The following is a 20484-nucleotide window of genomic DNA, read 5'->3' on the forward strand; positions in this document are numbered from 1 at the left end:
ATTGCGTCAAGAGGTCGTGGCGCCGAGGCGTGCCTGCTCGTACGCGTGACCCGCCCGCAGCAGCGCGGCCTCACCGAGGGGCCGGCCGAGCAGTTGCATGCCGATCGGCAGGCTCGCCGTGTCATGGCCGACGGGAAGGGACAGCGCGGGCACGCCGGTGATGTTGGCGGGGGCCGAGAGGCGTACGTAGGCGTCGGAGACGCCCTCGGTGGTGCCGTCGGGCCAGGTGATGGTGGACTGGCCGGTCTCCACCGCGGTCGCCGGGACCGTCGGGGCGGCGATCATGTCGACCTCCCTCAGCAGCTCCGCCCACGCCTGCCGCATGAGGGTGCGGGCGCGCTGGGCGCGCAGGTAGTCCCCGGTGGGCAGGAGTTCGCCGGCTTCGAGGAGGACGCGTACGTCCGCCTGGTAGAGCTCGGGGACCGCGCGCAGGGTGCGCTCGTGGTAGGCGGTGGCCTCGGGGACCATCAGGCCCCAGTGGGTGGCCCGGAGATAGCGCGTCATGGGGATCTCGACCTCGACGAGGCGTGCGCCGAGGCTCCGGAGCTGGTCGACGGCGCTCCGGACGGCGGCCTCGACCTCGGGGTCGATGTGGTCGAAGTAGAAGGTGCGCGGCACGCCGATCCGCAGCCCGGTCAGGTCCGTCCCCGCGCCCGGCCGGTAGGCGGAGGTGTCGGGCGTGGCCAGGGAGGCGGGGTCGCGGGGGTCGTGGCCGGCCAGGGCGGTGAGGACCAGGGCCGCGTCCTCGACGGTGCGGGTGATCGGCCCGACGTGGTCCAGCGACCAGGACAGGGACGTGATGCCGTGGCGGGGGACGAGGCCGTAGGTCGGCTTGAGGCCGACGACGCCGTTGAGCGCGGCGGGCACCCGGATCGATCCGCCGGTGTCGGTGCCGAGGGCGAAGGTCGCGCCGCCCGTGGCGACGGCGACGGCGGACCCGCCGCTGGAGCCGCCGGCGATCCGGTTCCGGTCCCGGGCGTTGCTGGTCTGCGGGGTGATCAGACCGTAGGCGAACTCGTGTGTGTGGGTCTTGCCGACCAGGATCGCGCCGGCCGCGGCCAGCCGGGTGGCGACCGTGCTGTCGGCCCGCGCGCGGTGCTCCGCGCGGACCCGGGAGCTGGCCGTGGTGGCCATGCCGGCGACGTCGATCAGGTCCTTCAGCCCCATGGGGATGCCGTGCAGCGGGCCACGCGCGCGGCCCGCCGTGATCTCGCGTTCGGCCGCGCGCGCGGCCGTGCGGGCCTGCTCCGCGGTGACGGTGACATAGGCCCCCAGGAGTGGCTCCACCTCCTCGACGCGGTCGAGGACGGAGTCCACCAGCTCGACGGGGGAGAGCCTCCGCTCCCGGATCGCGTCGGCGGCCGCGGCGAGGGACAGTTCATACGGTTGCATCGGGCTCCTCCGCTTCCGTCTCTTCCACGCGGTAGGCGGCGGCCGGTGGTGTGTCGGCGAAGTCCAGTTCGCGCAGGACCGCGACGACGGAGTGGATGTGGTTGACGGTGGCGGCCACCGCGGCGTGGCGGTCGGCCGGCAGGGGGAGCCCGGCACGGCCGGCCCAGCGGGCCGCTTCCGGTGGTGTGAGGTCATCGGCGGACATGAGCGCCCTCTCCTGTAGCTGCCGGGGGTGAGGCAGTTCCGCTGCAAAAGCTAACAGTTTGCGTTAATGCACTCTAGGTTCTACGGTGACTTAACGCAAACAGGTTGCGTTTGGTGAAGGGTCCCTTGCCCGGCGGCACACCGGGCCGCCCCTCACCACAGCCGGGCGCGCCCCTCACACCGCGCATCGGACGGCGCACTTCGTCCCCACCCCCAGGAAACGAGCGACCATGAACCCTCCACCGGTCCACGGGACCACCGCCCTCCCTTCCTGGACGGTGGGTGACGTCACCGTCCACCGCATCGACGAAGTCCTCCTGCCGCCCGCCGTAGGCACCTGGCTGCTGCCCGACGCCACCAGGGACGTCGTCGACCGGCACGACTGGCTGCGCCCCGACTTCGCCGACCGGGACGGCGCCCTGCGCATCGACAGCCACAGTTTCGCCTTCACCGTCGGCGGGCTGCGGGTGCTGGTCGACACCGGTATCGGCAACGGCAAGACACGGGCCAACCCCGCCTGGCACGACCTGCGGACCGACTACGTCGAGCGCCTCACGGCCGCCGGGTACGACCCGGAGAGCGTCGACCTGGTGATCCTCACCCACCTGCACACCGACCACGTCGGCTGGAACACACGGCGGGTGGACGGCGCCTGGGTCCCCACCTTCCCCCACGCCCGCTACGTAACCTCCCGCGCCGAGCGCGAGTTCTGGGCCGCCCACGCCATGGACGAGCCGCGCGAGCAGATGTTCCGCGACTCCGTGATCCCGGTCGAGGAAGCGGGCCTGCTCGACCTCGTCGACGTACCCGCCGAGGGTGTCGAGGCGGCCCCCGGCCTGCGCCTGATCAGCACCCCCGGACACACTCCCGGTCACCTCTCCGTCCAGCTGATCAGCCGAGGGGAGACCCTGCTGATTACCGGGGACTGCGTCCACCACCCGGTCCAGCTCGCCCACCCCTCCATCGGCGCGTGCGTCGACATCGACCCGGAGCGGTCCGAGGCCTCGCGCCGCGCCCTGCTCGGCTCGCTCGCCGACACCGGCACCCTCGTGCTGGGCACCCACTTCCCGCCGCCCACCGCCGGCCGCGTGATCACGTACGGGGACGCCTACCGGCTCGTACCCGTCCCACCGGCTCCCCGGACGGTCACCCGCTGACCCCACCCGCCACGGACGCGGACAACCCCCGATCACACCGCGGGGTCTCAGGGGTGTGGAGTCCGGCTGTCCGCCCTGACCGTGTCCGTGCCCCAGCTCGCCAGGAGGCGCAGCGCCTCCGCCGCCGCGGAGCCCGGCTCCGCGTGGTACACGCACAGGAACTGTTCCTGGTCGTCCGCGAGATGCATCGTCTCGTACGCGAGGGTGAGGTCGCCGACCAGCGGATGCCGCATCCGCTTCACGCCGTGGCCCTTCTCCTTCACGTCGTGCGTGGCCCACAGCCGCCGGAACTCCTCGCTCTTGACGGAGAGTTCACCCACGAGCGCCGACAGGTCCGGGTCCTGCGGATGCTGGCCCGCGTACAGCCGCAGATAGCTGACGATGTCGGACGCCTTCGAGTCCCAGTCCAGGAACAGCTCGCGGTAGTCGGGGGAGAGGAAGGTGAGCCGAGCCCAGTTGCGCTCCCCGGGCGGCAGCTTGCCCCAGTCGCCGAACAGCGCCGCCGCGGTGCGGTTCCAGGCGAGGATGTCCGAGCGCGCCCCGCTGACGTACGCGGGCACGCCCTCCAGCGACTCCAGCAGCTGCTGCAGCGCCACCCGCACCGGCTGCCGCCTGGCCACCCGGTACTTCCTGCGCTGCTGCTTCGGCTTGGCGAGGTGGGTGAGGTGTGCGTGCTCGGCGTCGGTCAGGCGCAGGGCGCGCGCGATGGCGTCGAGCACCTCCGCCGACACATTCCGCCCGTTGCCCTGCTCCAGGCGTGTGTAGTACGCCACCGAGACCCCGGCCAGCTGGGCCAGCTCCTCGCGTCGCAGCCCCGGCACCCGCCGGTGCCGCCCGTGCGAGGGGATTCCCACGTCCTCAGGCTTGAGCCGGGCCCGCCGGGTGCGCAGGAACTCGCTGAGCTCGGCCCGGCCGTCGAGGCCGTCGGGGAGGGCGGCCGGTCCGTCGGCCGTGGCGGGGATGTCGTCCATGCCTTCCAGTATTCCCCTTCGTACGACCAGGTTCCTGACCCCGCCAGTAGTAGGACCACTGGACGTACGCAAAGCGGTGACCTGGGTGAACAGAGTGCGTGGAGGCACTCTGGGGACATGAACACATCTGTTGCCGCATACGCAGCTCCCAGCGCCAAGGCCCCGCTGGAGCGCACCACCGTCGAGCGCCGCGCGGTCGGCGAGTTCGACGTTCTGATCGACATCAAGTTCGCCGGCATCTGCCACTCCGACATCCACCAGGCCCGTGAGGGCTGGGGCGAGGCCATCTTCCCGATGGTGCCCGGTCACGAGATCGCCGGTGTCGTCGCCGAGGTCGGCCCCGGCGTGACGAAGTTCAAGGCCGGCGACCGGGTCGGCGTCGGCTGCATGGTCGACTCCTGCCGTCGTTGCGAGAACTGCCTGGCCGGGCGGGAGCAGCACTGCGTGGCCGGGAACGTCGGCACGTACAACGCCGTCGGCCGCGACGGCGAGCCCACCTACGGCGGGTACTCGCAGAAGATCGTCGTCGACGAGAACTTCACGGTCCGTATCCCGGACGGGCTGTCGCTGGACGTGGCCGCGCCGCTGCTCTGCGCGGGCATCACCACGTACTCCCCGCTGAAGCACTGGGGCGCCGCTCCCGGCAAGAAGGTCGCCGTGGTCGGTCTGGGCGGCCTCGGACACATGGCCGTCAAGATCGCGCACGCCCTCGGTGCCGAGGTGACGGTGCTGTCCCAGTCGCTGCGCAAGAAGGACGACGGCCTGAAGCTGGGTGCCGATCACTACTACGCCACCAGCGACCCGGCCACCTTCGAGAACCTGGCTGGCACCTTCGACATCATTCTCTCCACGGTGTCCGCACCCCTGGACTTCGGCGCGTACCTGGGCCTGCTGAGGACGGGCGGCGCGCTGGTGAACGTCGGCGCCCCCGAGGAGCCCGTGGCCCTCAACCTGTTTGCCCTGATCAGCGGGAACAAGACCCTCGCGGGTTCGGCGATCGGCGGTATCGCCGAGACCCAGGAGATGCTCGACTTCTGTGCCGGGCACGGTCTCGGTGCCGAGATCGAGCTGATCGAGGCGAGCCGGATCAACGAGGCGTACGAGCGCGTGCTCGCCTCGGACGTCCGCTACCGCTTCGTGATCGACACGGCCACGATCTGAGCCGAGCGGCTGTGCCCACCGGTCCGCGACCGCCCCTGGGCCGGTCAACCGCCGATGATGTCGGTGAACCGCCGGATGTCGATGTTTCCCCCGGAGGCGATGACACCGATCCGCCGGGGGCGGCTCCCGACGCGTCCGGCGAGAAGCGCGGCCAGGGCGGTCGCGCCGCTGGGTTCGAGGACGATCTTCAGCCGTTCGAAGGCGAAGCGCATGGCGCCGCGGATCTCGTCGTCGCTCACGAGGGCGATGCCGTCCACGAGCCGTCGGTTGACGGCGAAGGTGATCTCGCCGGGGGTGGGCAGGGCCTGCCCGTCGGCGAGGGTCCGGGGTACGGGGATGGTGACGCGTTCGCCGGCCTCCAGGGAGCGTTTGGTGTCGTCGCCGCTGTCGGGTTCGACACCGACGGTGTGCGTACCGGGGTACAGGGCCTTGGCGGTGAGGGCGCTGCCGGCCATGAGACCCCCGCCTCCGACGGGTACGACGAGTGTGTCCAGTTCCCCGGTCTCCTCGAAGAGTTCGAGGGCCGCGGTGCCCTGCCCGGCGATGACGTGCGGGTGGTCGTAGGGAGGGATGAGCGCGAGGCCGCGCCCGGCGGCGAGCGCCTCGCCCAGCGCCGTGCGGTCCTGGGTGTAGCGGTCGTACGTGACGATCTCCGCGCCGTATCCGGCGGTGGCCTCCCGCTTCGACGCGGGGGCGTCCTCGGGCATCAGGACGACGGCGCCGGTGCCCAGTTCCCGGGCGGCCAGCGCGACGGCCTGGGCGTGGTTGCCGGAGGAGTACGCGGCGATGCCCCGGGCCAGCTGCCCGGGTGACAACTGCGCGGCGGCGTTGTAGGCGCCGCGGAACTTGAAGGCGCCGACGCGCTGGAAGTTCTCGCACTTGATGAACACCTCCGCACCGACGAGGGCGTCGAGGGTGCGGGAGGTCAGCACCGGTGTGCGGTGGGCGATGCCGTCGAGGCGTACGGCGGCCTCGCGGACGTCGTCGAAGGTCACGGGCAGGTCGGCGGTCATGGGGGCCTCTCGTCCTCTGGTCCTCTGGGCGGGTCGGGGCGGGTGAGCGCGTCAGGCGGCCGGGGCGGGGCGGCCGTACGCCCGACGGCGCACGCCCGGACCCCGCGGGAGCGCCCTCAGGCCCGCTCGACGGGATTGTGCCGGGTCCGCGCGGCGGGACCGGCCTTCTCCGCGCCCCCGTCCTCGGGGAGCAGGCTGGAGATCGGAACCTCGCTCACCCCGCGCTCGGCCAGCGCCCGGGCCCGTACCTCGGCCAGGTGGGTCACATGGTCGAGCAGGCGGGCGCGGGCGCGCTCCGGCCGCTGATCGCGGATCGCCTCGAAGAGCGCCGTGTGCTGCGCCTGGATGAGATCGCGGTCGAGGAGGTCCACGAAGACCGTCGCCCTCGACCCGATCGTGGCGGGCGGAGCCGAACTCGTCGACGTCGAGGTCCCTGATCTGGACCACTACGTGGCCTATACGTCGGTGTACTTCTCCCGTTCCCGCGCCGACATGGACGCGTTCCTGGCGACCCGTCCCGGGATCAAGGCCACCTCCGTCGCCCAGGTGTACGCCGACGGCCTCGCCCACCCCAACCTTGACCTGTTCGCCGGAATCGCCACCGGCCCGGCCCGCCCGGCCGACGACCCTGAGTACTACCAGCGGCTGGAGGCCCGCGAGCGGTTCCAGCGCGACATCATCGGCGTCATGGCCGCGCACCGTCTCGACGCGCTGTGTTTCCCCGATGTGCGCATCGCGGCGCCGACCCACGCCGATGTGCTCGCCTCGCGCTGGACCTGCCTGGAGTTCCCGACCAACACGGTGATCGCGTCCCAGCTCTGGATGCCTTCCATCACCGTCCCGGCCGGATTCACCGAGGACGGTCTGCCCGTCGGTCTGGAGCTCATGGCCCTCCCGTACCACGAGGCGGAGATGCTGGCACTGGCGGGCGACCGGCTCCCGGCGCGCGCCCGACCTGGGGTGAGCGCGGCCCGGGTGACCGCGGCCCGTGCCCCGGGGCCGCCGCGCGCTCCTTCCGGCACGCGGCGCCCGGGGGCGGTACCGGATCACCGTGCTTCGTAGTGGTCGATCTCGGCGACCTTCGCGTGCGACGGGCCGGCCGTGTCGAACCGGTGGCCGAGCCACTCCCTGGCCAGCCGGCGGGCGACCTCGATGCCCACCACCCGCTGTCCCATGCAGAGGATCTGCGCGTTGTTGGAGAGGACCGACCGCTCGACGGAGTAGCTGTCATGGGCGGTGACCGCGCGCACTCCCTTGACCTTGTTGGCCGCTATGGCCACCCCGAGTCCCGTCCCGCAGACGAGGATCGCCCGGTCGGCCTCGCCTCGCGCGATCATCTCGGCGGCCTCGATGGCCACGGTCGGGTAAGGGGTGTGCCCGTCGGCGTTCACACCGATGTCCAGCACCTGGGCCACTTCGGGATCGTCCTGGAGATCGGCCTTGATGCGCTGCTTGTACTCGAATCCTGCGTCGTCCGAGCCGACGACGAGGCGCCAGGCGTTCATGAGGGGGAGTCCGTTCGTCGTGGGCCTGAGCCCCTGGGGCCCTGAGGGCCGGGAGTGTGCGGAGCGGGCAGTTGCCGGGCCGTCGGGTCCCGGTGCCGAGGGGAGGTCATCCGGCCGAGGGGAAGAATCCCGCCACGACCCCGGCGAGCGTGGCGAGGGAGACGGCGCCCGGATCCGGGGTGCCGAGGGACCGTTCGCCGTGGACGCGGGCCCGGCCGAGGCGGGGGAGCAGGCCGGCGGTGGCGTCCGCGGCGGCGGTGGCCGCGGCCGTCGCCTTCGCCCAGGCGGTGGCGGGATCGGCGCCGGACGCGACGGCCGCGGCGAAGGTGTCGGCCAGCGGTACGAGCGCGTCGACCAGGGTCTTGTCGCCCGGCACCGCCTTGCCGTAGGACGTGACCTGCTCGACGGCGCGGTTGAGCCCGCGCACGAGGTCCGCCGCCACGGGGGCGCGGCCGTCGCCCAGTTCACGGCCCACCGCGCGCAGGATGACCGCCCAGATGGCGCCGGAGGTGCCGCCCGCCCTGTCCGACCAGGCGCTCGCCGCCGCGTCGAGCGTGGTCAGCGCGCCCGCGCCCTGCCCGGCCGCCGCGGTGGCGGCGCGGGCCGCGGCGCGGGTCCCGCGGCGCATGCCGATGCCGTGGTCGCCGTCCCCGGCCACCGCGTCGATACGGCCCAGCTCCTCGGCGGTGGCGTCGATCGCGGTGTGCGCGGCGTCGAGGATGTCGGCGATGCGGGCCGCGAGCCGGCGCGACTCCTCACTCGCCTCCGGCGGCGGCCCGGATCCGGTCCCGGCCACCGCGGCTCCGCCGGCCGCCCCGGCCCCCTCCGCGGCCGGAATCCGTACGGACCGCGGCAGCGGGGCGTCGACGCTTCCGGTGCGGAACGCCGGGGTGTCGGCCGCCGCGAACCACAGCCGCTCCAACTCGTCGTCGAGCCACAGCAGGGTCAGCGAGACCCCCGCCATGTCGAAGCTGGTGCAGAACTCGCCCACCTGCGGGTCGGCCACGAACACACCGGCGGTGTCGAGGAGTTCGGCGACGCGCCGGTAGACGACGTACAACTCCTCGTACTTCACCGAGCCGAGGCCGTTGAGCAGGGCGACGACCCGGGCACCACGCGGCCCGTCCGGCAGGGGCGTCTCCTCCCCGGACAGCAGCCGCTCCACGAGGAGTTCGGCGAGCCCGTCGGCCGTCGGCAGGTCCACCTCCGCGATGCCCGGCTCACCGTGGATGCCCAGTCCGATGGCCATCCGGCCCTCCGGGACGGTGAACAGCGGCCGGCCGGCCCCGGGGAGGGTGCAGCCGGAGAAGGCGACGCCCATCGAGCGGGTGCGTTCGTTGGCCCTGCGTGCCAGGGCCTCCACGGCGTCGAGATCGTGTCCGGCGGCGGCCGCCGCCCCGGCGATCTTGAAGACGACGAGGTCCCCGGCTATTCCGCGCCGCTGGTCGGCGCGGTCGGCGGGGGCGCTGAACACGTCGTCGGTGACCCGTACCGTACGGCAGTCGATGCCGTCGGCACGCAGGGCGGCCTCGGCCTCGCCGAAGTGCAGGACATCGCCCGCGTAGTTGCCGTAGGACAGCAGAACCCCCTTGCCCTGCTCGGCGGTTCGCGCCACCGACTCCACCTGGTGCGCCGAGGGGGAGGAGAAGGGATTGCCCACCGCGGCGCCGTGCGCCAGGCCGGGGCCGACGAGTCCCGCGAAGGCCGGGTAGTGGCCCGATCCTCCTCCGACGACCACCGACACCGTCGGCCGCTCGTCCCGCGTCGAGCGCACGACACCGCCCGGCACCCGCCGCACCCACCGGCCGTTCGCCGCGGCGAACCCGGCGAGCATCTCGTCGGGAAAGTCGTCCGGTGTGTTCCACAGTCGCGTCACGTACTCCCCATCCTTCCGTTCGTCCTGTGTTGTGTTTCCCCAACGTAACTGTTGACAAAAAAATGTCAACAAGTACGGTTCTGGCCATGACGAACGGTGTCCCCACCGCGCTCAGCCGCGGCACACTGCGCGAGCGCTGCACCACTTACGTGCGAGAACAGATCATTTCCGGGATGCTCCGCCCCGGCGAACACATCGTGGAGGTGAACCTCAGCGGCGAACTGGGTGTGAGCCGCGGGACCCTGCGCGAATCCCTGCGCCCCCTGGAGGCGGAGGGCCTGGTCGTCGGCGACGGCCGCGGCCACATGCACGTGAGGGAGCTGTCCCCGCAGGAGATCCGCGAGGTCTTCGAGGTCCGCGAAACACTGGAGGTGCTGGCCGCGACCAAGCTGGCCCGGCGCCCCGACCGGCACGAGACCGCGGCCGAACTGCGCGAGCTGCTCCAGCCGCTGAACGAGGCCGGTCTGTCGTTCGGCCGGCAGATCGAGCTGGACCTCGCCTTCCACGCGAGGCTCTGCCGGCTGACGGGCAGCGACACCCTCAACACCGTATGGGGCCGTCTGATCGGCCAGATCGAGATGATCATCATCGCCGCCGGGCCCGCCCGGGCGAGCGGCCGGATGCGCTACGCCGACCACATCGCCATCGTCGACGCGATCGCCACCGGGGACCCCGCGCACGCGGCCTCCGTCGTCTCCGCGCACATGGGCGACTTCTCCCGCCGCTACGCGGGCGACGCCCGGGCCACCCCGTTAGGCCCTGTCTGACAAATCCCGCCTGGCTCGCGACGCCTGGCACGCACACTCGCTGCGTTGTCGGAGTCGCCCGAGTACGTCCTACACGGGCGATCCTCCGCCCTGCGATTGCGCTCGGCGTCCACAGGACGAATCAATGTGCCGAGACGGAGCGAGCGGAGCGAGTGCAGTGCACCAGACGCCGCGAGCCCCGCCCCAAGGGGCGGACGGCGCTATTTGTCAGACAGGGCCCAGCCGGAGAGCAGATCCCTTCCCCCCCCCGAGGCTGAGAGACCGGATACGCCATGCCGACGCTGCCACCCCTGTCCTGTTCCACCATCACCTTCCGCGACCGCGCACTGCCCCGTGCGCTCGACACCATCGCCGGCCTCGGCTTCCACCAGGCCGACCTGGGCGCCCTGGCGGGGCTGTGCGAGCACGTTCCGCCGCGTGGCACCGCCGCCGAGCTGGCCGCCGTCGCGGACCAGGTCCGGGCCACGTCCCTGACCGTCACCGGGGTCAACGCCGATCCCGGCTCCTTCACCACCCGGGCCGACCACACGGCCGTACGGGAGGCGATGTACCGGCTGCTCGACTTCTGCGCCGATGTCGCGAGCCCGCGGCTGGTCCTCACCTGCGGTGAACCCGAGGACCGCACCATCCCGGCCGGGGAACAACTGCGCCGGGTCGCCGACGGACTGGAGCCCGTGCTCGGCCACGCCCGCGAGACGGGCGTGGAACTGACCGTCGAGGCACCCCACTACCTGCGCCTGGTCAACACCATGGCGCGCACCACGGAACTCCTCGCCATACTGGCACCCGGCATCACCCAGGCCTGGGACGTCTCTCACGTCAGGGCCTCCGGCGAAGACCCGGCCGAACTGTTCCCGCACTTCGCCGGGCGGGTGTCGACCGTCCACCTGCGCGACGCCCTGCCCGGGGACATCCGCCGGCCGATGGGCCTGGGCGACATCGACTTCGGCCGGGTGCTGGCCGTCGCCGAGTCGGCCGGCTACCGAGGTCCGCTCGTCCTGGAGCTGGAAACACACGACAGCCCGTTCGCCTCGAAGGAGGAGGAAGTGCGATCCGCGCTGAGCCACCTGGCCACCGCCTGTTCCGAGTCCACCGACCGCACCGCGCCTGCCGCGCCCACCGCGCCTTCCGCGCCCACTACGCGGGCCGAATCCGTCATCCGTACCGTGCCCGGTGCTCCGGCCGTGTCCGCCCGGCCCGGTGGGGAGGTCCGATGAAGGTCGCGTTCGTCGGAGCGGGCGCCATGGGCCTGCCGATGGCCCGGCTCGTGCTGCGCAGACATCCGGTGACCGTGTTCGACCCGGACTCCGCCCGTACCGCCCAGCTCGCCGCCGAAGGCGCACGGGCCGTCGGCAGCGCGGCCCGGGCGGCCCGCGGGGCCGAGGCGGTCGTGGTCATGGTGGCCACACCGGCCCAACTCGAACGGGCCCTGTTCGGCGACGACGGTGTGCACGCCGGTATCGCCGCCGGTGCCACCGTGATCCTGATGAGCTCGGTCGGTATCGACTGCGTGGCCGAGGCGGGGCGCCGGCTGGAGGCCCTGGGCGTCCGGGTGGTGGACGCACCGGTCACCGGGGGAGCGGTGCGGGCCGCGACCGGCGAGCTGACCGTACTGGCCGGTGCCGACCCCGGCGTACTCGACCGCGTACGGCCGGTGCTGGACCTCGTGGCCTCACGGATCGCCCACTGCGGGGACCGGGTCGGCGACGGCCAGGCGGTGAAGCTCGTCAACCAGCTGCTGTGTTCCGTGCACCTCGCGGCCGCGGGCGAGGCGCTGCAGTTCGCGCGTACCCTCGGACTCGACCCGGCACAGGTCCTCGCCACCATCGAGTCCGGTGCCGCGTCCTCGTTCATGCTGAGCGACCGTGGACCGCGGATGCTCGACACCGGCACCCCACCGGTCCTCAGCGCGATCGACATCTTCGTCAAGGACTCCTCCCTCGTCCTCGCCGCGGCGCGGGAAGCGGGCGCCGTGACCCCGCTGACCGAGCAGGCGGCGGCCCTGTTCTCCCGCGCCCGCCGCCAGGGGCTGGGCCGGAACGACGACTCCAGTGTCATCCGCATGTTCCAGAACGCCGCCCAGAACCCGTAAGGAGTCACACCGACATGAAGTACCGGAAGATAGGCGCCAGTGGGCTCGAAGTCTCCGCCGTCACCCTCGGCTGCATGAGCTACGGCGCACCCGACCGGGGCGCGCACGGCTGGAGCCTGCCCGAGGAGCCCAGCCGCGAGTTCGTCAAGCGGGCCCTGGAACTCGGCATCACCACCTTCGACACCGCCAACATCTACTCCCTCGGCCACAGCGAGGAGATCCTCGGCCGCTGCGTCCGCGACTTCACGCGCCGCGAGGAGGTCGTCATCGCCACCAAGGTCCACGGCGTCATGCGGCCGGGTCCGAACGGCGGCGGGCTCTCCCGGGGGCACATCATGGAACAGATCGACGCCAGCCTGCGCCGTCTGGGCACGGACTACGTCGACCTCTACCAGATCCACCGGTGGGACGACACCGTCCCGATCGAGGAGACGATGGAGGCCCTGCACGATGTCGTCAAGGCCGGCAAGGCCCGCTACATCGGCGCCTCGTCGATGCACGCCTGGCAGTTCGCCAAGGCCCAGTACACCGCCCGGCTCGGCGGCTGGACGGGCTTCGTCTCCATGCAGTCGCAGTACAACCTGCTGACCCGGGAGGACGAGCGCGAACTGCACCCGTTCTGTCTGGACCAGGGCGTCGGCCTGCTGCCGTGGAGCCCGCTGGCCCGCGGCAAGCTCACCCGAGCCTGGGACGACACCAGCGACCGGATCAGGACCGACCCCCTCGGCAAGACGCTCTACCAGCAGGCCGAGGCCGAGGACCGCAAGATCGTCGACCAGGTCGCGGCGATCGCCGAGGCCCGGGGGGTCACCAGGGCCCAGGTCGCCCTCGCCTGGACGATGCACCGCCCGGTCGTCTCCTCGCCGATCGTCGGAGCCACCAAACCGCACCACCTCGACGACGCCGTGGCGGCCGTCGGTCTCTCGCTCGACGCGGACGAGATGAGCCTGCTCGAAACCCACTACGTTCCCCACCGGATGGAGGGTTTCTGACCCTCGGCCCACGGAGGAGTCCCCTCCCGGTGCCCCCGGTCACCCCTTCCGGCGCCTTCGGCCATGCTTCCCGGCGGACCCTCCCGGCGTCCGCCTCCCCACCTCCCCCTCGCGTCCGGCTCCTCGACTCCCCGACCCGACGCTCCGTCTTCCCGTCTCTCCCCTTCACCTTTCAACGGAGAAAGGCACGCACCATGCACCACATCGGCAGAGGTCCCTCCCGCCGCTCCTTCCTCGGACTCGGTCTCGCCGCCGCCGGGGCGACCACCCTCTCCCTGGCCGGCTGCGGCACCTCCGGCAGCCCGGGGTCCGCCTCGGTCACACCCCAGGGCAACGTCCCGCTGAAGATGTCCGCCTACGGCTCGAACGTCCGGCAGCAGAAGCTCCAGCGGGTCTTCGAGCTGTACGCCAAGAAGCACGGCGGCACGGTCGGCCTGCAACTGCTCTCCAACGAGGCCTACGCGCAGAAGCTGGCCACCGAGATAGCCGGTGGCGCCGCCGCCGACGTCCTGGCGCTCTTCCAGAACATCGTCGCGCAGTACGCCACGAAGAACGCCCTCGCGCCCCTCGACCGCTACAGCGCGAAGGTCCTGGACCTGTCGCCCCTCGACAAGGAGGCCTCCTCCGGCGGCGTCATCGGCGGCAAGCGCGTGGCCCTGCCGCTCGGCGACAACGCCTACGGTGTGATCTGGGACCGGTCGGCGCTGACCGGCCTGGGCCTGTCGGTCCCCGAACCCGGCCAGACCTGGGACCAGTTCATCTCCTTCGCCAACGACGTGCGGAAGAAGTCCGGCGGCCGCCTCTACGGCACCATGGACGACAGCACCGACTTCAACGGCTTCGAGATCTTCGTGCGCCAGCGCGGCAAGGAACTGTACAAGGACGGCAAGCTCGGCTTCTCCAAGGCCGACATGCAGGCCTGGTTCGAGATCTGGGCGGACCTGCGCAAGAGCGGCGCCGCCCCGCCCGGGGACCTCACCGTGCAGACCTCCACCGGCGGCTTCGGCAACTCACTGCTGGTCACGGGCAAGGTGCCCAACTTCTTCATCTATCCGAACGTCCTGAGCAGCTTCCAGGCCCTGACGAAGAACGAGCTGGCCGTCAGCACCATGCCGATGCCCAGCGCCTCGAACTCCGGTCACTTCGTCAGGGCCTCCAACTGGGTCGCGGTCAACGCCCGTTCGAGCCACCCCGCGGACGCCGTCGCGCTGGTCGACTTCATGCTCAACGACGAACAGGCCGCGAGCGTCCTCCAGGCCGAGTTCGCCGCCCCGCCCAACCTGGAACTGCGCAGGACGATCACGTACGGCAAGAGCGACCGGCTGTTCGTCGACTACGTCGAACTCGTCGCCAAGGAGTTCGCCCGTCCCGTTCCGCCCCTCGACGAGGAGTTCCCCAGCGGTTCCCCGCAGGTGATGACCGCGTTCGTCACGACGAGCCAGGGAATCGCCACCGGGCAGCAGTCCATCGCCGCGGGGACCGACGGCTTCTTCTCGCAGGCCGAGGGATATCTGTCGTGACCATCACCTCCGGGCTTCCCCGCGCGGCCCCGGCCACCGGGGCGAAGCCGGCTCCCACGAGCCGGCGGCGCTCCCAGGGCGCATGGGCACTGCTGTTCCTCAGCCCCTGGATCGTGGGTCTCGTCGTGCTGACGGCGGGCCCCCTCCTGGCCTCCCTCTACCTGTCGTTCACCCACTACGACCTGCTCTCGTCGCCCCGGTGGGCCGGGCTGGAGAACTACACGCGGATGTTCACCGCGGACCCGTTGTGGCGGAAGTCCGCCGTCGTCACCCTCGTGTACGTGGCCGTCGCGGTGCCGCTGCAACTCGCCTTCGCGCTGCTGCTGGCCACCATCCTCAACCGCGGCGTCAAGGCCCTGGGCCTGTGGCGTGCGCTGTACTACCTGCCCAGCCTCTTCGGCTCCAGCGTCGCCATCGCCATCCTGTGGCGCGAGATCTTCGGCGCCGACGGGCTCCTCAACAACCTGCTCGGCCTGATCGGCATCGAGTCCACGACCAGCTGGATCGGCGACCCGACCTGGTCGCTGGGCACCCTCGTCCTGCTCCGGGTCTGGGAGTTCGGCTCGCCGATGATCATCTTCCTGGCCGGGCTCCGGCAGATCCCCGCGGAGCTGTACGAGTCCGCCTCCCTCGACGGGGCGGGCACCGTACGGAAGTTCTTCTCCGTCACCCTGCCGATGCTCACCCCCATCATCCTGTTCAACCTGATCCTCCAGGTGATCAGCGCCTTCCAGGTCTTCAACTCCGCCTTCATCATCGGCGGCGGCCAGGGCGGCCCCGGCAACTCGATGCTCGTCTACACGCTGTACCTCTACCAGGCCGCGTTCAACAACTTCGAGATGGGCTACGCCGCCGCCATGGCCTGGGTCCTGCTCACCATCATCGCGGCGGTGACAGCGGTCAACTTCTGGCTCAGCCGGTACTGGGTTCACTACGCCGACGAACAGTGAGAACGCACCATGACAACCACCACCGAACCCGTCGGCGGGAGCGCACCCCCGGGCGCACCCGCGCCCCGTGCCGCCACCGCCGGCCGACGCACCGTCCGGGCCCTGCTCTACCTCGTCCTCGCCGCGGGCGCCGTCGCGATGCTCTACCCCCTGGTGTGGCTGCTGTCGGCGTCCCTGAAGCCCGCCGACGAGATCTTCGGCTCGGCCGGCCTGCTCCCGCACAGCTGGGACTTCGGCAACTACGTCCGAGGCTGGACCAGCGCCGACGGCAGCACTTTCGGACGGCCGCTGCTGAACTCCGTCGTCGTGAGCCTCGGGGCCGTCGTCGGCAACATCTTCGCCTGCTCGCTGGCCGCGTTCGCCTTCGCCCGGCTGGAGTTCCGGTTCAAGGGCGTCGCCTTCGCGCTCATGATGATCACCATCATGCTGCCCGCACAGGTGACGATCATCCCGCAGTACGTCCTGTACCACGACCTCGGCTGGGTGAACACCTACCTCCCGCTGGTGCTGCCCAAGTTCTTCGCCGTCGACGCCTTCTTCATCTTCCTGATGGTGCAGTTCATCCGCGGCATCCCCCGCGACCTGGACGACGCCGCCGCGCTGGACGGCTGCAACCCCGGCATGATCTACCTCAGGGTCATCCTCCCGCTGCTGACGCCCGCGCTCGTCACCACGGCCATCTTCACCTTCCTGTGGACGTACAACGACTTCTTCTCCCAGCTGATCTACATCTCCCAGTCGCAGCTGTACACGGTCCCCCTGGCGCTGCGGCAGTTCGTCGACGGCACCGGCCAGTCGCAGTTCGGCCCCATGTTCGCGATGAGTGTGCTCTCGCTGCTGCCCACCCTCGCCCTGTTCCTGATCTTCCAGCGGCTGATCGTGGACGGCATCTCCACCTCCGGGATGAAGGGATGACCCGCCCGCCCCGCGGCGCCTGGTGGTCCGGCCGCTGCTACGCGGCGCTCGACACGGCCTGCCGGTACCTGTACCTGAGCCTGCTGTGGACGGTCACCGCCGCGCCTCTGGTCACCGCTCCGGCGGCCGCCGCCGCGCTCGTGGCGACCGTACGGGCCTGGGCCCAGGGCGACGAGGGCCCCGTCGCCACCGCCTATCTCGGCCACCTGCGGCGCTCGGCACGTACCGGCACCGCCGCCTTCGCCATTCTCTTCCCGGTCGCCGCGGTGCTGACCGCGAACGCGCTGATCGTCCCGCACATGGCAGGGCAGCGGCCGTACGCCGCCGTCGCGTCGGCGGCGGTCGCGATCCCCTTCCTGGTGTTCACGGCGAACCTCGTACCCACCCTCGCGGACGGCGCCTCCGGGGTCCGTGACGCCTTCCGCCGCACGGTGGAGCGCGTTGTCGGGCACCCGGTCGCCGCCGCCCTCACCGCCGCCGTCGCCCTGCTCGCCGTCTGCTGCGTCTACGTCCAGCCGTTCGCCGCCCTGCTCATCGCCGCGCCGGCCGCCCGCCTGGTCGTCGCGGCCCACGACCGCCCCGCCGCCCGGACGGCCACCACCTCGTCACCACGTCACCCCGTCACCCCGTAAGGAGAACGACCCGCATGACCTCGATCGACATCCGGGGAACCCACTTCGTCGTCGACGGACGGACCGCCAATCAGGGCCGTACCCTCGACGGCATCCCGCTCGACGGTCTGCTGCTCAACAGCCGCATGATCAACGGTGTGTTCGACGACGCCAATCCCGACACCGTCCACCAGTGGGCGTACCCCGACACCGGGGTGTGGGACGCCGAACGCAACACCCGCGAATTCCTCGCCGCCATGCCGCAGTGGAAGGCGGACGGCCTCGACGCCTTCACCCTCGGCGTCCAGGGCGGCAGCCCCCAGGGCTACAGCGTCGAACAGCCCTGGGACAACGCCGCGTTCACCCCCGAGGGCGAACTGTCGACGGCCTACCGCGGACGCCTGGGAAGGATCATCGAGGAGGCCGACCGGCTCGGCCTCGTCGTCATCCTGGACATCTTCTACCACGGCCAGGACCACCGGCTTCGCGACGAACCGGCCATCCGGCGGGCCGTCACCGAGGTCTGCACCTGGGTGCTCCGGTCCGGCTGGCGGCACGTACTGATCGAGATCGCCAACGAGGTGAACTGGCACCGCCACTACACGCACAGCCTGATCAAGGCCGAACGTGTCCATGAACTGATCGCCCTCGCCAAGTCGATCACCCATGAGGGCCGCAGGCTGCTGGTCAGCACCAGCTTCCTCGCCCACCCGCCCATCATCACCGAACGGGTGCTCGCCGAGGCCGACTTCGTTCTGCTGCACGGAAACGGGACCCCCGCCCCGGACCGGCTGCGGGAGATGACCGAGGAGGTCAGGGCCGCACCGGGGTACACCCCGAAGCCCATCATGTTCAACGAGGACGACCACTTCGACTTCGACCAGCCGCACAACCACATGAAGGCCGCCCTCGCCGCGGGCGCCTCCTGGGGCTACTTCGACCCGGGCTCGGTCACCACCGACCCGCCGCGGCCGACGATCGGCGACTACCACCACGGCTATCAGGCCGTACCGGTCGACTGGGCTGCCGGCACCGAGACGAAGCGGGGCTTCTTCGACACACTCCGCAGGGTCCGCTGACCCCGCCCCGTCACGGCGTGTCCGCGGGCTCCGTCTCCTCGGCGAGCGCGTCACCGACATACCGGCGGGTGAAGTCCGCCATGTGCTCGGTGAGGGTCTCCCGGACGGCGTCCACGTCACCGGTGCGGATGGCCTCGATGATCGGCAGGTGCGCCTCGTAGCGCATCCTGCCGATCGCCCGTTCCTGCCCCGCCGCGATGATCATCATCCGGATCTGGCTGCTCAGCTGGAGCCAGGAACGGCTGAGCGTGCCGTTGCCGGTCAGCTCGCACATCAGGGCGTGGAACCCCAGGTCGGTGTCGATCCGTTCGCCGAACCCGAGACCGGGCTCCCGCAGTTGCCCGACCTTCCGCTCCAGCGCGTCCGCGAACTCCGCACGCCGGGCGCTCCCCGCGAGTTTCGAGGCGGCCAGGATCTCCAGGGCCGTCCGCACCTCGAAGACGTCGCCGATCTCCTGCGCGCTGAGCTTCCTGACCCGCATCCGCCCCTTCCCGTCATTGACGAGCAGACCGTCGGCCTCCAGCGGACGCAGAGCCTCCCGCAAGGTCCCCCGGCTGACCCCGAGCGTGTCGCTGAGCGGTACCTCCCGGACGTGCTCGCCGGGTCGCAGCGCCCCCGAGACGATCTGTTCACGCAGATAGGCGATGGTCCGCTCGCGCAGACTCCGACGATCGAAAGGACCGGCTTCACTCACACTCATGACCAAAGGCTATAACCGCCCCCGTCCGCCACCACCCGGCAGCCACCCGATCCGGCTCCGCTCCCGCACGGCGGACGACCGGGGGAGTCGTCGCGGAAGGGCGAGGCACCCGGTGCACCGAGATCTCACCGCCCCAGGCCCGCGGCCTTGGCCGCGCGTCGGGCGAAGACGCCCTCACGGCGGTCTGCCATCTGCCGCAGCGCCTCCGCGCGATCCCGCTTGGAGAGCCGGTCGAGATACGTGTGACCGAGGAGGTGATCGGTCTCGTGTTGCAGACACCGGGCGAAGTAGCCCGTCCCCTCGATGACGACGGGCTCGCCGTCCTGGTCGAGCCCGCGGACGACGGCGTGATCGGTGCGGGGAACCGCCATGCCCGCACCGGGCACGGACAGGCACCCCTCGACGTCGTCGACGAGCCGGCGGCTGCCCGGATCGGGCGGATCCAGAACCGGGTTGACGAGGTGGCCGACATGCCGGATCCCGTGGTCGTCCAGACAGTCGTAGACGAACAGCCGCAGGCCGATGTCCACCTGGTTGGCAGCCAGCCCGGCGCCGTCGGCCACGTACATCGTCAGGAACATGTCGTCGATCAGCGCCGACAACCCGGGGGAGCCGAACCGGGTCACCTCCTGGCACGAGCGGCTGAGGATCTCCTCACCTACCACCGTGACCCGGCGCACCGAACCCCGTTCCGCCTCCGGCGCCAGAGCCGGATACGAGTCGACGGGGCGGCCTTGCAGACGGACGCGCCGGTCGGCAGGGCGGGACCGTTCATGACGCACAGACACAAGTTGCCTCCCCTTCGGCGCGTGCCGCGGACGCCACGGACGTCACGGCGCCGTGATGCTCCCGCGCACGCACTGCTTGCCAAGTCCTTTGCAAAGTAGCAGACTTTGCAAAGTGACTGAAGATGACGTCAACACCCCGAACGACCGGACACGCGGCACGGGCGGAGAACTGCGCGGAGAACTGCGCGAGCATGAGGTCCGGACGGCCCTGCTGGGCCTGCTCGCCGAAGTCGGCGCGGTCACGGCCACCGAAGCCGCCTCCCGGCTGGGCTACAGCTCCGGCCTCTGCTCGTTTCACCTACGGCAGCTCGCCCGCCACGACTACATCGAGGAAGCCCCGCACCGCGGGGGACGCGCCCGCCCCTGGCGTCTGAAGCGGCCCACGGCCACCGCCGACGGGCCCGCGGAGGGGCGGTTCGACGACCTGGCCCGAGGCCTGGAGGACGAGAGCTGGCAGCGATGGCTGGCCCAGCGGGACGAGGCGCCGTCCGCATGGCGCCACGACGAAGCCTTCAGCGCCGTCGCCTATCTGACACCTGAGGAGATGAGCCGGGTCGCGGACGTGATCCGACGGACCCTCGCGCCCTACCGGGACCGCGAGCAACGCCCCCTGGCCCGGCCGGACAGCGCTCGACCGGTGGCCCTCATCACCCGGCTGTTCCCGCTGCTTCCCCACGCACCGGGCGACGCGGCCCAGGACTGAGGTACCGCCTGCTCTCGGCCTCGGCCTCGGACCCGGCCCCGGTCCTGCCCGTCCCGGTCCCGGTGGCGCACCGGGCGACGCCACCCCA

22 protein-coding genes are annotated in these 20484 nt (G+C 71.3%); 13 read left to right on the top strand and 9 right to left on the bottom strand.

What is annotated here, in order from left to right:
- Positions 1–6: 6 nt before the first annotated feature.
- Together ACFTZC_RS08075 and ACFTZC_RS08080 are read right to left on the bottom strand one after the other, a co-directional pair.
- A complete protein-coding gene (locus ACFTZC_RS08075; protein WP_382887929.1) occupies positions 7–1392 on the bottom strand; it encodes an amidase in 1386 nt (461 codons plus the stop codon).
- Complete coding sequence (locus ACFTZC_RS08080; protein ID WP_382887930.1) at positions 1379–1597, bottom strand: hypothetical protein; 219 nt, start codon at positions 1595–1597, stop codon at positions 1379–1381. Before ACFTZC_RS08080 ends, ACFTZC_RS08075 begins: the two co-directional genes overlap by 14 nt.
- Before the next feature lie 229 nt (positions 1598–1826).
- Here ACFTZC_RS08080 and ACFTZC_RS08085 point away from each other — a divergent pair, with 229 nt between their 5' ends.
- Positions 1827–2753 carry an MBL fold metallo-hydrolase gene (locus ACFTZC_RS08085; protein WP_382887931.1) on the top strand — a complete coding sequence of 309 codons (927 nt, stop codon included), beginning with the start codon at positions 1827–1829 and terminating at the stop codon, positions 2751–2753.
- A gap of 47 nt (positions 2754–2800) precedes the next feature.
- Here the strand turns inward: ACFTZC_RS08085 and ACFTZC_RS08090 are convergent, their stop codons facing one another.
- Entirely contained in the window at positions 2801–3724 is a 924-nt protein-coding gene (locus ACFTZC_RS08090) for a helix-turn-helix domain-containing protein (protein WP_382887932.1), read from the bottom strand.
- A 117-nt stretch (positions 3725–3841) separates the two neighbouring features.
- Between ACFTZC_RS08090 and ACFTZC_RS08095 the strand changes: the two genes are divergently transcribed.
- Positions 3842–4885, top strand: a complete 1044-nt coding sequence (locus tag ACFTZC_RS08095; RefSeq protein ID WP_382887933.1) for an NAD(P)-dependent alcohol dehydrogenase — start codon at positions 3842–3844, stop codon at positions 4883–4885.
- Between the two features lie 44 nt (positions 4886–4929).
- On the opposite strand, the gene ACFTZC_RS08100 is transcribed toward ACFTZC_RS08095, so the two are convergent.
- Complete coding sequence (locus tag ACFTZC_RS08100) at positions 4930–5898, bottom strand: threo-3-hydroxy-L-aspartate ammonia-lyase (protein WP_382887934.1); 969 nt, start codon at positions 5896–5898, stop codon at positions 4930–4932.
- 116 nt (positions 5899–6014) lie between these two features.
- Entirely contained in the window at positions 6015–6269 is a 255-nt protein-coding gene (locus tag ACFTZC_RS08105) for a hypothetical protein (RefSeq protein ID WP_382887935.1), read from the bottom strand.
- On the opposite strand from ACFTZC_RS08105, the gene ACFTZC_RS08110 reads away from it, so the two are divergent.
- Positions 6244–6960, top strand: coding sequence for an amidase family protein (locus tag ACFTZC_RS08110; RefSeq protein ID WP_382887936.1), 717 nt, complete (start codon positions 6244–6246; stop codon positions 6958–6960). The genes ACFTZC_RS08105 and ACFTZC_RS08110 overlap by 26 nt on opposite strands.
- On the opposite strand, the gene ACFTZC_RS08115 is transcribed toward ACFTZC_RS08110, so the two are convergent.
- Together ACFTZC_RS08115 and ACFTZC_RS08120 are read right to left on the bottom strand one after the other, a co-directional pair.
- Complete coding sequence (locus ACFTZC_RS08115) at positions 6945–7403, bottom strand: ribose-5-phosphate isomerase (RefSeq protein WP_382887937.1); 459 nt, start codon at positions 7401–7403, stop codon at positions 6945–6947. The genes ACFTZC_RS08110 and ACFTZC_RS08115 overlap by 16 nt on opposite strands.
- Positions 7404–7509: 106 nt before the next feature.
- A complete protein-coding gene (locus ACFTZC_RS08120; protein WP_382887938.1) occupies positions 7510–9279 on the bottom strand; it encodes a dihydroxyacetone kinase family protein in 1770 nt (589 codons plus the stop codon).
- A gap of 86 nt (positions 9280–9365) precedes the next feature.
- Between ACFTZC_RS08120 and ACFTZC_RS08125 the strand changes: the two genes are divergently transcribed.
- The 9 genes from ACFTZC_RS08125 (at position 9366) to ACFTZC_RS08165 (ending at position 18205) form a co-directional block, all read left to right on the top strand.
- On the top strand, positions 9366–10046 hold the full coding sequence (locus tag ACFTZC_RS08125) for a GntR family transcriptional regulator (protein ID WP_382887939.1): 681 nt from the start codon (positions 9366–9368) through the stop codon (positions 10044–10046).
- A 272-nt stretch (positions 10047–10318) separates the two neighbouring features.
- Positions 10319–11263 carry a sugar phosphate isomerase/epimerase family protein gene (locus ACFTZC_RS08130; protein WP_382887940.1) on the top strand — a complete coding sequence of 315 codons (945 nt, stop codon included), beginning with the start codon at positions 10319–10321 and terminating at the stop codon, positions 11261–11263.
- Positions 11260–12138 (top strand): NAD(P)-dependent oxidoreductase, encoded by an 879-nt coding sequence (locus tag ACFTZC_RS08135; RefSeq protein ID WP_382887941.1) that lies wholly within the window; start codon positions 11260–11262, stop codon positions 12136–12138. The genes ACFTZC_RS08130 and ACFTZC_RS08135 overlap by 4 nt, the downstream gene beginning before the upstream one ends.
- A gap of 14 nt (positions 12139–12152) precedes the next feature.
- Positions 12153–13130 carry an aldo/keto reductase gene (locus ACFTZC_RS08140; RefSeq protein ID WP_382887943.1) on the top strand — a complete coding sequence of 326 codons (978 nt, stop codon included), beginning with the start codon at positions 12153–12155 and terminating at the stop codon, positions 13128–13130.
- A 194-nt stretch (positions 13131–13324) separates the two neighbouring features.
- Complete coding sequence (locus tag ACFTZC_RS08145; protein WP_382887945.1) at positions 13325–14650, top strand: ABC transporter substrate-binding protein; 1326 nt, start codon at positions 13325–13327, stop codon at positions 14648–14650.
- Positions 14647–15600, top strand: a complete 954-nt coding sequence (locus ACFTZC_RS08150) for a carbohydrate ABC transporter permease (protein ID WP_382887946.1) — start codon at positions 14647–14649, stop codon at positions 15598–15600. The genes ACFTZC_RS08145 and ACFTZC_RS08150 overlap by 4 nt, the downstream gene beginning before the upstream one ends.
- Positions 15601–15609: 9 nt before the next feature.
- Positions 15610–16515: a carbohydrate ABC transporter permease gene (locus tag ACFTZC_RS08155; protein ID WP_382887947.1), complete on the top strand. Its 906-nt coding sequence runs from the start codon at positions 15610–15612 to the stop codon at positions 16513–16515.
- A complete protein-coding gene (locus ACFTZC_RS08160; protein ID WP_382887948.1) occupies positions 16512–17147 on the top strand; it encodes a DUF624 domain-containing protein in 636 nt (211 codons plus the stop codon). Before ACFTZC_RS08155 ends, ACFTZC_RS08160 begins: the two co-directional genes overlap by 4 nt.
- A gap of 14 nt (positions 17148–17161) precedes the next feature.
- A complete protein-coding gene (locus ACFTZC_RS08165; RefSeq protein WP_382887949.1) occupies positions 17162–18205 on the top strand; it encodes a hypothetical protein in 1044 nt (347 codons plus the stop codon).
- 10 nt (positions 18206–18215) lie between these two features.
- Here the strand turns inward: ACFTZC_RS08165 and ACFTZC_RS08170 are convergent, their stop codons facing one another.
- Positions 18216–18905, bottom strand: a complete 690-nt coding sequence (locus ACFTZC_RS08170) for a GntR family transcriptional regulator (RefSeq protein ID WP_382887950.1) — start codon at positions 18903–18905, stop codon at positions 18216–18218.
- Between the two features lie 125 nt (positions 18906–19030).
- Positions 19031–19693, bottom strand: a complete 663-nt coding sequence (gene def / locus ACFTZC_RS08175; RefSeq protein ID WP_382887951.1) for a peptide deformylase — start codon at positions 19691–19693, stop codon at positions 19031–19033.
- 112 nt (positions 19694–19805) lie between these two features.
- Here def and ACFTZC_RS08180 point away from each other — a divergent pair, with 112 nt between their 5' ends.
- Positions 19806–20396, top strand: coding sequence for a helix-turn-helix domain-containing protein (locus tag ACFTZC_RS08180; protein ID WP_382887952.1), 591 nt, complete (start codon positions 19806–19808; stop codon positions 20394–20396).
- The last annotated feature ends 88 nt before the right edge of the window (positions 20397–20484 follow it).

Origin of the sequence: Streptomyces sp. NPDC056987, assembly GCF_042673865.1 — a bacterium.
Classification (GTDB): Bacteria; Actinomycetota; Actinomycetes; order Streptomycetales; family Streptomycetaceae; genus Streptomyces.

What these genes read in the sequence shown, in the direction of transcription:
- ACFTZC_RS08075 (WP_382887929.1), bottom strand. Translation starts at nt 1,392, where the DNA reads ATGCAACCGTATGAACTGTCCCTCGCCGCGGCCGCCGACGCGATCCGG.
- ACFTZC_RS08125 (WP_382887939.1), top strand. Translation starts at nt 9,366, where the DNA reads ATGACGAACGGTGTCCCCACCGCGCTCAGCCGCGGCACACTGCGCGAG.
- ACFTZC_RS08155 (WP_382887947.1), top strand. Translation starts at nt 15,610, where the DNA reads ATGACAACCACCACCGAACCCGTCGGCGGGAGCGCACCCCCGGGCGCA.
- ACFTZC_RS08095 (WP_382887933.1), top strand. Translation starts at nt 3,842, where the DNA reads ATGAACACATCTGTTGCCGCATACGCAGCTCCCAGCGCCAAGGCCCCG.
- ACFTZC_RS08115 (WP_382887937.1), bottom strand. Translation starts at nt 7,403, where the DNA reads ATGAACGCCTGGCGCCTCGTCGTCGGCTCGGACGACGCAGGATTCGAG.
- ACFTZC_RS08140 (WP_382887943.1), top strand. Translation starts at nt 12,153, where the DNA reads ATGAAGTACCGGAAGATAGGCGCCAGTGGGCTCGAAGTCTCCGCCGTC.
- ACFTZC_RS08085 (WP_382887931.1), top strand. Translation starts at nt 1,827, where the DNA reads ATGAACCCTCCACCGGTCCACGGGACCACCGCCCTCCCTTCCTGGACG.
- ACFTZC_RS08090 (WP_382887932.1), bottom strand. Translation starts at nt 3,724, where the DNA reads ATGGACGACATCCCCGCCACGGCCGACGGACCGGCCGCCCTCCCCGAC.
- ACFTZC_RS08145 (WP_382887945.1), top strand. Translation starts at nt 13,325, where the DNA reads ATGCACCACATCGGCAGAGGTCCCTCCCGCCGCTCCTTCCTCGGACTC.
- ACFTZC_RS08160 (WP_382887948.1), top strand. Translation starts at nt 16,512, where the DNA reads ATGACCCGCCCGCCCCGCGGCGCCTGGTGGTCCGGCCGCTGCTACGCG.
- ACFTZC_RS08170 (WP_382887950.1), bottom strand. Translation starts at nt 18,905, where the DNA reads ATGAGTGTGAGTGAAGCCGGTCCTTTCGATCGTCGGAGTCTGCGCGAG.
- ACFTZC_RS08165 (WP_382887949.1), top strand. Translation starts at nt 17,162, where the DNA reads ATGACCTCGATCGACATCCGGGGAACCCACTTCGTCGTCGACGGACGG.
- ACFTZC_RS08080 (WP_382887930.1), bottom strand. Translation starts at nt 1,597, where the DNA reads ATGTCCGCCGATGACCTCACACCACCGGAAGCGGCCCGCTGGGCCGGC.
- ACFTZC_RS08135 (WP_382887941.1), top strand. Translation starts at nt 11,260, where the DNA reads ATGAAGGTCGCGTTCGTCGGAGCGGGCGCCATGGGCCTGCCGATGGCC.
- ACFTZC_RS08100 (WP_382887934.1), bottom strand. Translation starts at nt 5,898, where the DNA reads ATGACCGCCGACCTGCCCGTGACCTTCGACGACGTCCGCGAGGCCGCC.
- ACFTZC_RS08110 (WP_382887936.1), top strand. Translation starts at nt 6,244, where the DNA reads ATGAGATCGCGGTCGAGGAGGTCCACGAAGACCGTCGCCCTCGACCCG.
- ACFTZC_RS08130 (WP_382887940.1), top strand. Translation starts at nt 10,319, where the DNA reads ATGCCGACGCTGCCACCCCTGTCCTGTTCCACCATCACCTTCCGCGAC.